This is a genomic window from Gordonia sp. (in: high G+C Gram-positive bacteria) (assembly GCF_012515855.1).
GTDB lineage: Bacteria > Actinomycetota > Actinomycetes > Mycobacteriales > Mycobacteriaceae > Gordonia.
In genome coordinates this window covers 1-13,704 of sequence record NZ_JAAYXO010000200.1, presented here as the reverse complement: position 1 = coordinate 13,704, position 13,704 = coordinate 1, and the positions used below count along the sequence as shown (strand labels likewise).

Here is a 13,704-nt window from a genome sequence, read left to right as displayed (position 1 = left end):
GCATCCGCGGGACTCGGTGGAATCCGCGGTCTTCCTGACTCCGCGGATTCGGCCGAAGCACGCGGATACGTGCTTACACCGAGATCCGCTTCTGCTCCCCCACGCCGAAGACGCCGTCGACCTTCATCGACGCCGTCTCGGCTTCGATGGTCCCCTCGTACCAGCCGTAGGGCGCGTAGTACTCGGCGAGCATCTTGCGGGGGCCGACGTGTTGCGTCGACTGCACGGTGGGCGTGAACGTCACGTCGACGGCACCGGCGTCGTCGCGGATGTACCACTTGCCCCACGGGCCGTCGGGCCGCGTCACGTGGACCGCGGGCAGTCGGTGCACCTGATCGCCGATCCACAGGGCGTTCTCGTTGAACACCCCGGGATTGCGGATCTGATTGTCGGTGAGGTTGAAGCCTTCGATGACGCCAGCGGCACTGCGGCGGATGCCGGTGACCCAGTCGTACTTCATCGGCCGCGGGTAGTCGCCGTGATGGTCGTCGAGGATCAGGAAACCGCGGTCGTCGGCCAGCCCGACGCGCTCGCCGTCGATGGCGAGGGAGCCGGACGCGGGCATCATCGTCTTGTGCGAGTACAGCGCCTTGTTGTCGTCGAACGGATGCACCACGACCAGGTCGCCCGCCTGGTCGGCATGGCCGGTCACGTGCAGGGCCAACGGCGCCTTCAGCGCGGTGCCGTGGTGGACGGCGTCGACGGTCAGCGCACCGTCGGGCAGGTTGTTGCCGATCTCGATCCGCAGACCGCCGAACTCGCCGGACGAGATGGTGTCGTCGAGGCCGCGTGCGACGGTGAGCATCGGCGACGGGAGTTTGGTCTCCCAGCGCGCGATGGTCGCCGCCTGCTTGTTGACGACGAGGACCTGCAGCAGGCCCAGGGCTTTCGCGTTGTAGACCGCGCCGAGGACGAACCAGTCGTCGTCGCCGAGCTGGAAGGCCTCCCACTCCTTGAGGCCCAGGTTGCGCGTCTGACGCGGTACCGCCGACAGCGGACCGGTACCGGCCGCGTCGAGCGGATTGATAGTGGGAATGGGCCCGTTGTACGTGCCGAAGTTGTAGTTCCCGGACGGCGAGACCAGGGACTGCGGCGGGGCGGTTGCGGCGGGAGGAAAGACCACGGTGTTCATCGGAGTCGACCTTAGCCGAGGTTCTGAACCTGAGCCTCCGACGTCCCGACGGGTGCGGATGCCCGTGTTCGCTTACTGGATCGACGCTCGCTCACCTCCGGAAGTGAGCGAGCGTCGATCCACCAAGCGATCGTCGGCGACGTGAGCGAACGAGGGCTTGGCATCTATCTTACTCAGTAGTAAGGTCTCCTCATGGCTATCAACCTTGAGCTCCCGGAGAAGCTGAACTCCACGGTCGAGCGCGCACGTCTTGCCGCCGAGCACATCTTCCGGCCCATCTCTCGCAAGTACGACAATGCCGAGCACGAATACCCCACCGAGCTCGACGAACTCGGCAAGCTCGCCAAGCAGGGTCGCGGCGGCGACAAGGATGCCGACAAGTCGGCGGACGCCGGCGAGGGAACCGTCAACGGCGCCAACCTGCGTTCGGTGCTGAACGCCCGCGAGCTCGGCTGGGGCGACGTCGGCCTGATGCTCTCGATCCCCTACCAGGGCCTCGGCAACGCGGCCATCGCCGCCGTCGCCAACGACGAGCAGCTCGAGCGCTTCGCCGACGTCTGGGCGGCCATGGCCATCACCGAGCCCGGCTTCGGCAGCGACTCCGCCGCCGTCTCGACCACCGCGGTGCTTGACGGCGACGACTACGTCATCAACGGCGAGAAGATCTTCGTCACCGCAGGTTCGCGCGCGGACCACGTGGTGGTCTGGGCGACGCTCGACAAGACTGTCGGCCGTGCCGCCATCAAGAGCTTCGTGGTGCCGCTGAACAGCAAGGGCGTGATGGTCGCGCGCCTGGAGGAGAAGCTGGGTCTGCGTTCGTCCGACACCGCCGTCATCGTGTTCGACGACGTCCGCGTCCCCGCCGAGAACCTGCTCGGCACGCCCGAGATCGAGGTCCGCAAGGGCTTCGGCGGCGTGATGCAGACCTTCGACAACACCCGCCCGGTGGTCGCTGCGATGGCCGTCGGCCTCGGTCGCGCGGCGCTAGAAGAACTGCGTCGGATGCTCGAGGACGCCGGACACGAGATCGACTACGACCGTCCGGCCGCCGTTCAGCACGCCGCCGTCGCGGACTTCATCCGCCTGGAGTCGGACTGGGAGTCGTCCTGGATGCTGACCCTGCGTGCGGCCTGGATGGCCGACAACAAGACGCCGAACTCCAGCGAGGCGTCGATGTCGAAGGCCAAGGCCGGCCGCATGGTCACCGAACTGACCAACAAGGCCGTCGAGATCGGCGCCACGGCGGCGTTCTCGGAGACCGAGCTCCTCGAGAAGTGGGCTCGTGACTCCAAGATCCTCGACATCTTCGAAGGCACCCAGCAGATCCAGCAGTTGATCATCGCCCGTCGGGTCCTGGGCAAGAGCAGTGCCGAACTCAAGTAGAGCGAACGTACGCACGAGAGAAGAAGCAGCGCGCAGGCCGGCCACGAGGGGTGCCGGCCTCGTGCTGTGCGCGGCGACTGCGGTACTGATCTCGGCGTGCGGATCGAGCGACGACGCGGCGTCGGACGTCACGCCCACTCCCCTGCCAACCACTCCCCTGTCACCGCCTCCCACCAGCGGAATCATGCCGTGGGGTGGAGATCTCAACGGATTCGTCGAGCCCGCTGCGCGGTGCGACAACGGCGAGATCGCGGTCCGCATGATGTGGAGCGGCGACCACCGCTTCACGGCGTGCCGCAACCACTCGGGCGTCCGCTACCTCAAGGCCTGGACCACCGAGAAGCCCGACGGGAACGATCCCAAGTCGAAGCGGAAGTTCGTCGCGATGCGGGGCGAGTTCTTCACCGACACCCCGAACTCCATGCAGTTCACCACGGCCGACGGCGCCAAGGTGGATCTCGGGCCCACCATCGTCACCATCCAGTGGCCTAAGACGGAGGGTTCGCGCAAGACCATTTCGACGTCGTACACGACCGGCGCGGGGTGGACCCGGCTCGACTGACGCCCTGAAAGTTACGTCTCCAGCGCGCGCGGCATGTACATGATGACTGCGACGCCGACGAGGCAGATCAGCGCGCCGATCACGTCCCAGCGGTCGGGGCGGAAGCCGTCGACCAGCATCCCCCACAGCAGCGATCCGGCGACGAACACCCCGCCGTAAGCGGCCAGGATGCGGCCGAACTCGGCGTCGGGCTGCAGGGTGGCGACGAAGCCGTAGAGACCGAGCGCCACCACGCCCGCGCCGATCCAGAGCCAACCGCGGTGCTCGCGAACGCCCTGCCAGATGAGCCAGGCCCCGCCGATCTCGGCGACGGCGGCGAGCACGAACAGGATGATCGAACGGGTCACGGACATGGCGTCGATGATGCCAGGCCGGGTGGGCGTCGAACGATTTCTCGCAGCCCTCGCGGCGAGGTGCGCGTACTGCTACGCTCGCCGAAGTAGAACGTGTTCCAATTCAGGGAGTAGAAATGACTGCTGAGCAGCAGGAGATCGGTCTGTCCGACAAGATCGCCGCGACCGTCCAGGCCTACATCGACGGCCTCAACAACGGCACCGCCGACGACCTCGCCGATCTGTTCGCCGACGGCGCGACTGTCGAAGACCCGATCGGGGCTCCGATCCGTGGCACGCGCGCCGAACTGGTCGAGTTCTACGGCATCATCACCTCGCTCGACAGTCGCGACGCGACCCTCAAGTGGACCAAGATCGCCGGAGACACCGCCGTCTTCGAGTTCACCCTGGTCACCGGCACCGGCGGCATGAGCTTCGAGATCACGCCGGTCGACATCATGGTCTTCAACGACGAGGGCAAGATCGTCAGCATGCGCGCGGTCTGGGATCAGTCGGACCTCAAGCAGGTCTGAGCAGCGACACTAGACATTCCGCGACGCCCGAGGACGCAGCACCACCTCGGTCGGATGCGCGTCCGCGGGCGTCGCGATCGCTGTGGCCACCGCGGCGGCGACCGTCTCGGCGCGCAGGTACTTCGACGGGTCGTACTCACCGCCCTCGAAGGCGACGATGTCGCGTTGCATGTCGGTGTCGATCCGGCCCGGGAAGATTGATGTGACGCGCAGCGTCGGCTCCTCGGCGCGGATCCCGTCGGCCAGGGCGCGGAGAGCGAATTTGCTCGCGGCATACGGGGTCCAGTTGGCGCGGACGTTCATCCCTGCTCCCGAATTGAGGAACACCACGTGACCCGCGGTGGCTCGCAATGCGGGGAGCAGCAGCCGCGTCAGCTCGGCCGCGGCGATCACGTTGACGTCCATCACCTGCCGCCACTCCTCGACGGGAGTGTCGGCGACGGCTTCCAGACTGCTCGACACCCCGGCGCTGTGCACCAGGACGTCGAGGGAGTCGATGGTCTCCACTGCGGTCTCGAGCGCCTCGTAGTCGGTGATGTCGACCGGTAGGGTCACCGCGCCGTCGAATTCCATGGCCAGCGCGTCGAGTTCTGCGGAACCGCGCCCGCCGAGCAGGAGGTCGTGGGTGGGGGCGAGGGCGCGCGCGATCTGCGCGCCCACACCGCGGCTGGCTCCGGTGATCAAAGCGGTAGGCATGCCGCCGATCGTATTGCGTTCAGTACTTCCTGCGCTGGATGGGCGCGGCCGCGTCGACGATAAGGGTGGACCAGGCCGGTGGTCACCGTGCGGTTGAGCCCCAAGCGGTAGTGGCCCACCCGGCCGGCAGCGTGACGGTGTGGCGGACGCCCGAGGCGAGGTCGCACACTCGATCGGGCGAGGTGAAGCATGCGTCGCCCGGACGTCCCGCTACGGTCGGAGGCATGAGCGAACCGGGTGAATCCGACGGCACGACCGGCAAGGGCGGGGGATCGGCCGCAGTACGAGCGGCAGCGGTGCAGTTCCAGGGCGTGCCGGGCGACGTCGCGGAGAACCTGCGGCGACTGGAAGTGCTGATCACCGAGGCGATCGACGCCGGCGCCACGCTCATCGCGATCCCGGAGTTCGCCACCTCGCCGCTGCCGCTGCAGTCGGAGGTCTATCGCAGTGTGCTGCCGCCGTCGAACGTCGCGGTCGACCTGCTGGCGTCGCTCGCGCGACGACATTCGGTGCGGCTGGGCGGGTCGATGCTCATCGCCGACGGGGGCGAGGTCTACAACCGCTATCACTTGTTCGAGCCGGACGGCAGCGTGCACCTGCACGACAAGGACCTGCCGACCATGTGGGAGAACGCCTTCTACGGGCCGGGCGCCGACGACGGCGTGTTCGATACCGGCCTCGGGCGGATGGGAGCTGCGGTCTGCTGGGAGTTGATTCGAACGCAGACGGCCCGGCGGCTGGCCGGAGTCGACGTGGTGATGACCGGAACGCACTGGTGGACGGTGCCGACCAACTGGGGGCCGCTGGTACGGGACGTTTTCGGATCGCTGGCGCAGTACAACCGCTACCTGTCCGAACAGGCGCCGGTCGAGTTCGCCCTGCGGGTGGGCGCGCCGGTCCTGCAGGCCTCGCACTGCGGTCGTTTCCGCACCGACTTCCTTCTAGCGCCGGGAGTCGACGTCGCCGTTCCGTACGAGACCTCGTTCGTCGGCGCCACGCAGATCGTGGCCGCCGACGGAACGGTACTTGCCGCGCGGAACACGGCTGAGGGGGCGGGCGTGGTGATCGCCGACATCGAGATCGGTGGGCGTCCGCCGCTGCGCGCCACCGAGGACCGCTTCTGGATCCCCGCGCTGCCCGCGGCCCTGCGCGCCTACTGGCACCAGCAGAATCTGGCCGCGAAGTCGTACTACCGGCGGCATGGTCGGGCCGCGGGGCTTTCGGCAGCCGAGGAGATCGGCCGCGACGAACCGGCTACTTGAATGCCGCTCCCGGTGAATGAGGCCTGCATCAGATTCAGGGCGGGCGTCTCTCCGGTTCGAGCACCCGATGTGCCATATCCCCCTGGGGGACACTGCGCGGCTCGTCTCAGTCAGTCCTGTGCCCGAAGCCCGACCACGCCGGCGGTGGCCAGTCTGTCGATCGCGTTCTGGTCGTATCCCATCTCGGCGAGGAGTGCCGCCGTGTGCCGGCCCAGGGCTGGGACGTCGCCCATGACGGCGGCCACGTCGGCGAACGTGACCGGTGGGAGCAGGGCCTTGACCTGGGCGAACTCGGTGCCGACCGTCCGCCAGCGATCGCGCGCGGCCAGCTGCGGGTGGGCGGCGACGTCGCTCAGTTCCTTGATCTGGGCCGCTGGAATGCCCGCGCCGGCGAGGGCGGCGTCGAGTTCGGCGGTGGTCCAGCCGCGCGTCTGCTCGGCGACCACGGCGTCGCACGCCGCGCGGTTCTCGACCCGGTGAATGTTGGTGTCGAAGCGCGGGTCGGTGGCGAGGTCGGCGATCCCGAGCACCTCGGTGAGGGCGTTCCAGCCGCCGTCGCTCTGGACGCCGATGAGGATCTGGCCGTCGAGGGTGGGGTAGGAGTCGTAGGGTGCGATCGACACGTGGCTGACGCCCATCCGCGGCGGCTGCGCGCCGGTGTACATCTGCGTGTACAGCGAGTGGCCCATCCATTCGACGGTCGCCTCGAGCATCGAGACCTCGATCCGCGCGCCCTCCCCGGTCCGGTACCGACGCAGCAGCGCGGCGAGTACTGCCTGGGCGCAGTACATGCCTGACGCGATGTCGGCGGTGGGGATGCCGGTCTTGACGGCGTCGTCGGGGGTGCCGGTGATCGAGATCAGTCCGCTCTCGGCCTGAATCAGCATGTCGTACGCCTTGCGATCCTGGAACGGACCGTCGGCGCCGTAGCCGGAGAGGTCGACCGTTACGAGCTCCGGATGGTCTGCCCGCAAGACGTCCGATCCGAAGCCGAGTCGCTCGGCGGCACCCGGGGCCAGATTCTGCAGGAAGACGTCGGCCTTCCCGATCAGCGTCCGCACGATGTCGCGCCCGTCGTCGGTCTTGAGGTCGACGGCCAGGGACTCCTTGCCGCGATTGAGCCAGACGAAGTGTGCGCCGGTGCCGTGGACCGCGGTGTCGTAGGCGCGGGCGAAGTCGCCGCCGTCGGTGCGTTCGATCTTGATGACCCGAGCGCCCATGTCGGCCAGATGACGCGAGGCCAGGGGGACGGCAACGGCTTGCTCGAGGGTGACGACGACCATGCCGTCGAGGGGGAGCAAGGGGTTGGAGTGCTGTGCCATACAGTCACTATGACATCGGACGACAGCCCGGAATCGGCCTGTGCGCCGCGTCTCAATCGGTGTCCCTCGAACAAGTGAATCCGTCGGTCCGCGCAGTGGTCCGCGCGGTGTTCCGTCGCGGCTGGATCGGCCGGCCTTTCGTGTTTGGACCTGCACCGTTGTCAGATCACCGAATCCGCGGGCCTGGCCGAACGCATCATTGTTCGTTGTTTTGATTCCCGAAATTCACCTGTTTCACTTGCTCGAGCAGCGGAGTCGAGCGGACTACCGCGTGACAAGGCGGCGATGGCCGCGTGAGGTAACCCAGATGCGATCTCTCCGCAGAACCGCGATGCGGGCTCTGACCATTGCGATGGTCGCGGCCCTCGTGCTGACCGGCACTACCTTGGTCGCGCCCAGCGCACGAGCCGTCGGCGATCTGGACAAGTACCTGAACCTGCCGCTCGTGAACCGCGACGCCGACCACGGGCCCGGCGGAATCCACCCGTCGCTGCCGACCGACCCGGCGGTCCTGAAGAAGCTGCTCGACGAGGCGCGCGAACGAGGGGTCGCGCCGACGTCGTATAAGGCACTGCTGCTTCAGTACTGGTTGGCCGACACCACCGTGGCTGCGGGCATCGACCTGAAGTCGTGGAATCCGCGCGCCGGGGTCACCGCGAACCGCGACAACCTCGCGAAGTCGTACCAGCTGTACAAGAACCTCCAGCTCAAGCACCGTGAACTCCAGTGGGCAGGCATGGGCGGACTGGTCGGCGCCGACTTCGGCGGCGGTCTCCTGGACTTCGAGATGGCCACCGACGTGTACCAGATCACCCGGTTGGCTCCGGTCGCGAACGCGATCGTTACCGAGACCAACCGTGCGTTCGGGCCGATCTTCATCGACAAGCTGCCCACCGGACTCCGCGCGCTTGCCCGCGTCGGCGCGACCATCACGCCGGCCGACCTTCGCTACGTCCAGGGGTCGATCCTGGTGATGCAGAAGAACATCTTCAGCGACCTGATGCCGATGCACCGCGCATACGTGACCGTCGGCATGCCCGCCCTGCGTGAGATGCACAGCGCCGGACTGTTCGACGACGAGATCCTGCAGGCCTGGGAGAGCGTCGCCACCAAGACGCCCGACGGCATCGCCGCGGGCAACGCTCGCCTGCTGAAGCGTGAGCAGGGTGACGTCATCAACAAGCAGTGGGACACCGTCCGCGCGTACAAGGGCGACGTCGGCGAGGCGATGACCTACGCCAGCACCCTGGCGGGCTCGCCCTCGGTGGCCGGCGTGCTGCCGCTGAGGTCGTACAAGCCGCTCCAGCTGAAGGGCACCACCGTCGACGGTCGTACCGTCGCCGTCACCGTGCCGCTGCCGTCGTGGAACTGGTCGGTCTTCGAGGAGCGCTGGGCCTACATCACCGATCAGCTGCTGCCGAAGTACCGCTTCCAGGTGGAGAACCGGTGGCCCGCACTGAGCCGTGAGCTCCGCATGCCCTCCGACCAGCAGATCGAACAGCACCGTCCCATCTGGAACCTGCTGCCGATGATGCAGTCCGCGCTGAACACCCTGAAAGTGGAAGTGAAATGACGTTGAAGAAGGCGATGACCTCGCTGACCGCGATCGTCGGTGCCCTGGCGGTGGGACTGACCCTGGCCGCCGCGCCGGCTCAGGCCGGCCCGCCGAACCGGACTCCGCAGCTCGGGGAGGTGTTCAACGGCTTCGTCCTCGGCACGTTCAAGGACGGGCGGATGGCGAGCCCCGATGAGATCATGACGCCGCTGACGTCCACCGACCCGTTCTACCGCGAGCCCGCACTCACCGGCTCGGAGAAGGCGGGCACGCTGCTGAAGGCCAAGAAGGTGGCCGTGCAGTTCACCGGCTTCCGGCCGGGCAACGTCGACGCCTACAAGATCATGTACGTCACGACCGCACTCGACGGCAAGGCCGACATCAGCACGGGCATCATCATGATCCCGCGCGACGGTCGCCGCAACGCCGACCGACCGATCGTCAGCTACCAGATGGCCAACGACAGCGTCGGCGCCAACTGCCACTCGTCGGCCATGTGGACCGGTGCGGATCCGATGGACGGCGCCTCGTGGTCGGCGCTGGGCCCGCTGGCCCAGCTGTTCGGCAAGGGCTACGCGGTGGTGATGTCGGACGTCGGCAACAACGGCGATCCCAAGCCGCACGGCGTCTTCGCGGGCAAGTACAACGCCCACACAAGCCTCGATGCGGTTCGCGCCGCACTTGCCGTCGACGACGCGGAACTGTCGGAGAAGGCCCCCGTCGGCCTGTTCGGCATTGCCGGCGGTGGCGTCGGCACCGGCCAGGCGCTGGAGCTCAAGGACTCCTACGCGCCCGAGCTGAACATCACGGCCGCCGTGATCGAGGGCATGGTCCCGAACTACCGCAACTTCATCGCCACCGCTGACGGCTCCGTCGGCTCGGGCTTCGCGATGGCGACGCTGCTGGGCCTGGAGCCGCACTACCCCGACATGCGGATCAACGACCACCTCAACGACGCCGGTCGCAAGGTCGCCGACTACTACCGCACCCAGTGCCAGACGCCCGCGTACTTCACGCTGCCCATGGTGCCGCTGAAGACGCTGTTCAAGGGCAACCAGTCGCCCGCGAACATCCCCGCGTTCCAGCGCGCCTATCGTGACAACGTGATGGGCAAGGGCACGCCGGCCAAGGGCGTCCGCACCCTGGTGGCGTCGTGTGTCGCCGACGACTCGCCGATGTCGCTGGTGCCGGCTGCCGACTCGCGCAAGCTGGTCCGCGAGTGGCGCAGCCGCGGCGGCAAGGTCGACTACCAGCCGACCGATTGCAGCATGGTCAAGTTCATCACCGACATGTACGGCTGGGGCACTGACCTTCTCGGCATGCAGACCATCGACTGGTTCGCGGCCAACCTGGAGAAGTAGGCCGACAGCAGAAAGGCCGGCGCCGTGTGTTGAGCACGCGGCGCCGGCCTTTGTCGGCGCTTCTGTCTGGGGCTAGCCCTTCTTCTTGGTTCCGGGCAGCACTCCGGCGTCGAGGATCGGCTTCACCAGCGGGCGGGTCTGTTCGATGAGCGCGGCGAAGCTGGCGGGCAGGCTGGCTCCGGTGACCTCGTCGGTCCGGCGCTCGATATCCTGGTAGAGCCCGTATCCGGCGTCGGTGAGGCGATGGCTCTGCGCGTCGCCGGTCGCGAGGCCGCGCTGCGCCAGGCGGTCGACGGAGGCGCTCCAGTCGTCCTCCGACCATCCGCGGGTCAGCAGGAACATCGGCTTGCTCATCACGTGCCGCTGGACGGTCGGGTCGGGGAGCTCGGCCTCGTGGAACACCCCCGCGTCGAGGCCGTTCAGTTCGTGGCTCACGAGTTCGGCGATGTGATTGTCGCCGCGCCACTCCCGCAGCGCGGTCAGATGACGCCACAGAGCCAGATGCGGGACCTCGGGGATCGGCGTCGACGCCCACGCGCCGCCGAGCGGACGGCCCGACAGCGGCAGCGCGGCCACGATCGCCGCGTACTCCGGCAAGAGCGGAGCGATCTGCTCGTCGGCATCGCCGAGGATGGCACGGTACTGCTCGTCGAGCATGGCGTAGCGGCGGTCGTCGATGGCGGCGAGACCGACGGCGCGGGCGCGCTCCCAGGAGTCGACGATCAGGCCCGGGGCAAAGTTGTAGAACGTGGCGGCGACGACGGCACCCGTGGTCTCGCCGAGAGCGCAGGCGCGGCCGCCGACATACAGGGCGTGGCCGTCGAGCCCCAGGTCCTTCTGCGCCGCACCCACTCCCGGATTGAAGTAGGTGAGAACGTGGAACGGCTCGAGGGAGTCGTACGCGCGGCGGGCAATGGCGGCCTGATCGGTGGTCATATCCTTAACTGTGCCATCGCTCGCGCGGTCAGACGAGCTCGTCGTCGATCTTCGCGTCGAGCCGAGTTCCCCGAGGAATAACGAAGAACACCGTGGCGGCCACCGCCAGCATGATGAGACCGCCGATCAGATTGGTGACCTGCATCGACTCGGTGAAGGCGGCGCCGGTCTCCTGTGCCAGACCGGGTAGTCCGAGGTCTTGCGAGACGGCGGCCGCCGACCCGATCGATTCGCGGACGGCTTCCCCGACCTGAGGATCGAGCGCGGCCAGTTGCTCGGAATCGGCGAGCTGCCCGCGGTACAGGACCGCGGCGATGCTGCCCAGCAGCGCGACGCCGACAACGCTGCCGAGCTCGTACGACGTCTCTTCCATCGCCGCGGCGTTGCCTGCGCGATTCTCCGGGCTGCCCGACATGATGAGTGCCGATCCGATGGCCAGGGAGCCCATGCCGAAGCCGACCAGGCAGAGGCTCACGACCACCGACGCGTAGTGGAGCTCGCCGGGGACCAGGAAGACCAGGATCATTCCGATGCCTGCGGTGGCGATCCCGCCCGCCATCACTGCCCGCGGACCGATCCATTCGGAGAGGGCGGGTGCCGCGAGGGAGGCGATCGCCGCGGTGATCGCCAGGGGGATCAGTTCGACGCCTGCGCGGATCGGCGAACTGCCCTCGACGGCCTGCAGCCACTGGGCCAGCAGCAGCAGTGCGGCGGCCATCGCGAACATCGAACCGAGGGCGCCCGCGATGCCGCCGGTGAAGACGCGGCTGCGGAAGAGGCCGAAGTCGAGCATCGGACGCTCCTGCCGCAGGCTGCGGCGAACGAAGAGGTACAGGAGCGCGGCACCGCCGATCATCGCGGCCCAACCCCCGGGGACCAGGAGGCTCGATTCGGCGCCGAAATGCTTCACCGACCACATCACCAGGGTGATGCCGGTGAACGAGAGGACGATCCCGAGCCAGTCCCAGACCCCGGGATCAGCCGAGCGCGATTCCGGGATCAGGAAGGCCGCGGCGATCACCGCGAGCGCCATCAGCGGGACATTGACCAGAAACGCGGACTGCCACGAGAAGTGCTCCACCAGGAAGCCGCCGATCAGCGGGCCGATAGCCGCGCCCAGACCGGCGATCGATGCCCAGACGGCCAGCGCGCGGGCCCGCTCGCGGGCATCGGAGAACAGGATGCGGATGGTCGACAGGGTGGTCGGCATGATGAGCGCGCCGCCGATGCCGAGCAGAGCGCGGATGCCGATCACGTCGATCGCGGAGTCGGCGGCCAGCACCAACAGCGAGGCTGCTCCGAAGATCGCGTAGCCCGCGATCAACAATCGCTTTCGGCCCCAGCGATCAGCCAGGGCGGCCGCCGGAACCAGAAGTCCGGCCAGGACCAGCGAATAGACGTCGACGATCCACAGCACCTGGTCGGCACTGGGTTCGAGGTCGGCCGACATCGCGGGCAGCGCGACGTTGAGGATCGTCATGTCCATGACGATCACCAGCAGGCTGGCGCTGAGGACGGCGGTGGCCAGCCAGGCACGGCGACTCGAGAAGGTCGGCGCGTCGGAGGTGAGTTCGGTGCTCATCCGGTCAATCATTTCTGCGCCATGAACGGCGCGACGAGGGTGTGGAGGAAGTCTTTGGAGACGACGGTTCCGTGCAGGGCGGTGTGAACGACGACGCCGTCGGCCAGCATCGCCAGGGCGAGCGCGCTGTCGTGGCCGACGTACTCGTTCAGGATCTCGACGAAGTTGTTCTGCCAGCGGAGGGAGAGTTCGCGGAGGTCGGAGTCGAAGGCCCCGGCGGACATGAGAGAGACGTCGGCTGCCACATTGCGGCTGTTGTGGAGGTACTCGTGGAGGCGGTCGACCAACAGGGCCGGTGACCCGCCTGACGCCACAAGGCTCCGGCGAACGGCGTCGAGGTCGTCGTCGATCTCTTTGGCCAGCAACTGCAGGGCCTGCGTGCGGAGGTCGTCGAGCGAGGTGAAGTACTGCGTGGTGGACCCGAGCGGGACTCCCGCGCGCTCGGCCACCAGGCGATGGGTGATGCGCTCTGGTCCGACCTCGATCACCAGATCGGCCGCCGCCTTGACGATCGCCGCGCGCCGCGCCTGCGGATCTCGCTTCGCCATGACTCCTCCAAATTCTGTACGTATGTACATGTACGTTTGTACAGGAATTCGGGAACGAGGGCGAATCGAGGGCTACCCGGGTGGACTGCCTTCCCTGTTGGTCGAGTCGGCGAGTGAGCGTAGCGAGCCCGCTCATGATCGAGACCGGGCGACGGCGTGCGGTGGCGATCTCGATATGCCGTTGCGGGCTTCGCGCCGCAGCGGCACTCGATCAGCGTGGGGCGAGTGGGCGTGGCCGAGGGCGCCTTCTCCTTTGTTGGTCGAGTCGGCGTGTGAGCGTAGCGAGCCCGCTCATGATCGAGACCGGGGTGACGGCGTGCGGGGCGATCTCGCTACGCCGTTGCGTGCTTCGCGCCGCAGCGGCACTCGATCAGCAAGGGGCGAGCGAGCGTAGCCGAAACAGCCTGTCCCCGTTGTTGGTCGAGTCGGCGAGTGAGCGTAGCGAGCCCGCTCATGATCGAGACCGGGCGACGGCGTGCGGTGGCGATCTCGATACACCG

Annotated in this window: 13 protein-coding genes; 6 read left to right on the top strand and 7 right to left on the bottom strand. The window is 67.7% G+C overall.

What is annotated here, in order from left to right:
- Positions 1-73 precede the first annotated feature (73 nt).
- Complete coding sequence (locus GX543_RS14330) at positions 74-1,132, bottom strand: DUF2804 family protein (RefSeq protein WP_290852820.1); 1,059 nt, start codon at positions 1,130-1,132, stop codon at positions 74-76.
- A gap of 192 nt (positions 1,133-1,324) precedes the next feature.
- Between GX543_RS14330 and GX543_RS14325 the strand changes: the two genes are divergently transcribed.
- Positions 1,325-2,515 carry an acyl-CoA dehydrogenase family protein gene (locus GX543_RS14325; RefSeq protein WP_290852819.1) on the top strand — a complete coding sequence of 397 codons (1,191 nt, stop codon included), beginning with the start codon at positions 1,325-1,327 and terminating at the stop codon, positions 2,513-2,515.
- 184 nt (positions 2,516-2,699) lie between these two features.
- A complete protein-coding gene (locus tag GX543_RS14320) occupies positions 2,700-3,077 on the top strand; it encodes a hypothetical protein (RefSeq protein WP_290852817.1) in 378 nt (125 codons plus the stop codon).
- An 11-nt stretch (positions 3,078-3,088) separates the two neighbouring features.
- Here the strand turns inward: GX543_RS14320 and GX543_RS14315 are convergent, their stop codons facing one another.
- Positions 3,089-3,430, bottom strand: coding sequence for a YnfA family protein (locus tag GX543_RS14315; protein WP_290852816.1), 342 nt, complete (start codon positions 3,428-3,430; stop codon positions 3,089-3,091).
- 116 nt (positions 3,431-3,546) lie between these two features.
- Here GX543_RS14315 and GX543_RS14310 point away from each other — a divergent pair, with 116 nt between their 5' ends.
- On the top strand, positions 3,547-3,942 hold the full coding sequence (locus GX543_RS14310) for a nuclear transport factor 2 family protein (RefSeq protein WP_290852815.1): 396 nt from the start codon (positions 3,547-3,549) through the stop codon (positions 3,940-3,942).
- 9 nt (positions 3,943-3,951) lie between these two features.
- Here GX543_RS14310 and GX543_RS14305 read toward each other — a convergent pair whose 3' ends face one another.
- Positions 3,952-4,638: an SDR family oxidoreductase gene (locus GX543_RS14305; RefSeq protein WP_290852812.1), complete on the bottom strand. Its 687-nt coding sequence runs from the start codon at positions 4,636-4,638 to the stop codon at positions 3,952-3,954.
- A 224-nt stretch (positions 4,639-4,862) separates the two neighbouring features.
- On the opposite strand from GX543_RS14305, the gene GX543_RS14300 reads away from it, so the two are divergent.
- Positions 4,863-5,900, top strand: a complete 1,038-nt coding sequence (locus GX543_RS14300; RefSeq protein ID WP_290852810.1) for a carbon-nitrogen hydrolase family protein — start codon at positions 4,863-4,865, stop codon at positions 5,898-5,900.
- 110 nt (positions 5,901-6,010) lie between these two features.
- Here GX543_RS14300 and GX543_RS14295 read toward each other — a convergent pair whose 3' ends face one another.
- Entirely contained in the window at positions 6,011-7,222 is a 1,212-nt protein-coding gene (locus GX543_RS14295; RefSeq protein WP_290852808.1) for a CaiB/BaiF CoA-transferase family protein, read from the bottom strand.
- A 307-nt stretch (positions 7,223-7,529) separates the two neighbouring features.
- Here GX543_RS14295 and GX543_RS14290 point away from each other — a divergent pair, with 307 nt between their 5' ends.
- The gene (locus GX543_RS14290; RefSeq protein WP_290852806.1) at positions 7,530-8,795 is read left to right on the top strand and encodes a hypothetical protein; all 1,266 of its coding nucleotides are present in this window, start codon (positions 7,530-7,532) and stop codon (positions 8,793-8,795) included.
- Complete coding sequence (locus GX543_RS14285) at positions 8,792-10,138, top strand: lipase family protein (protein ID WP_290852805.1); 1,347 nt, start codon at positions 8,792-8,794, stop codon at positions 10,136-10,138. The genes GX543_RS14290 and GX543_RS14285 overlap by 4 nt, the downstream gene beginning before the upstream one ends.
- A gap of 72 nt (positions 10,139-10,210) precedes the next feature.
- Here GX543_RS14285 and GX543_RS14280 read toward each other — a convergent pair whose 3' ends face one another.
- From GX543_RS14280 to GX543_RS14270, 3 genes are read right to left on the bottom strand one after another with little or no spacing between them, the layout of a single operon-like run.
- Positions 10,211-11,074, bottom strand: a complete 864-nt coding sequence (locus GX543_RS14280) for a hypothetical protein (protein WP_290852803.1) — start codon at positions 11,072-11,074, stop codon at positions 10,211-10,213.
- A gap of 28 nt (positions 11,075-11,102) precedes the next feature.
- Positions 11,103-12,656 carry an MFS transporter gene (locus GX543_RS14275; RefSeq protein ID WP_290852801.1) on the bottom strand — a complete coding sequence of 518 codons (1,554 nt, stop codon included), beginning with the start codon at positions 12,654-12,656 and terminating at the stop codon, positions 11,103-11,105.
- 8 nt (positions 12,657-12,664) lie between these two features.
- Positions 12,665-13,204, bottom strand: coding sequence for a TetR/AcrR family transcriptional regulator (locus tag GX543_RS14270; RefSeq protein WP_290852800.1), 540 nt, complete (start codon positions 13,202-13,204; stop codon positions 12,665-12,667).
- Between the last annotated feature and the right edge of the window lie 500 nt (positions 13,205-13,704).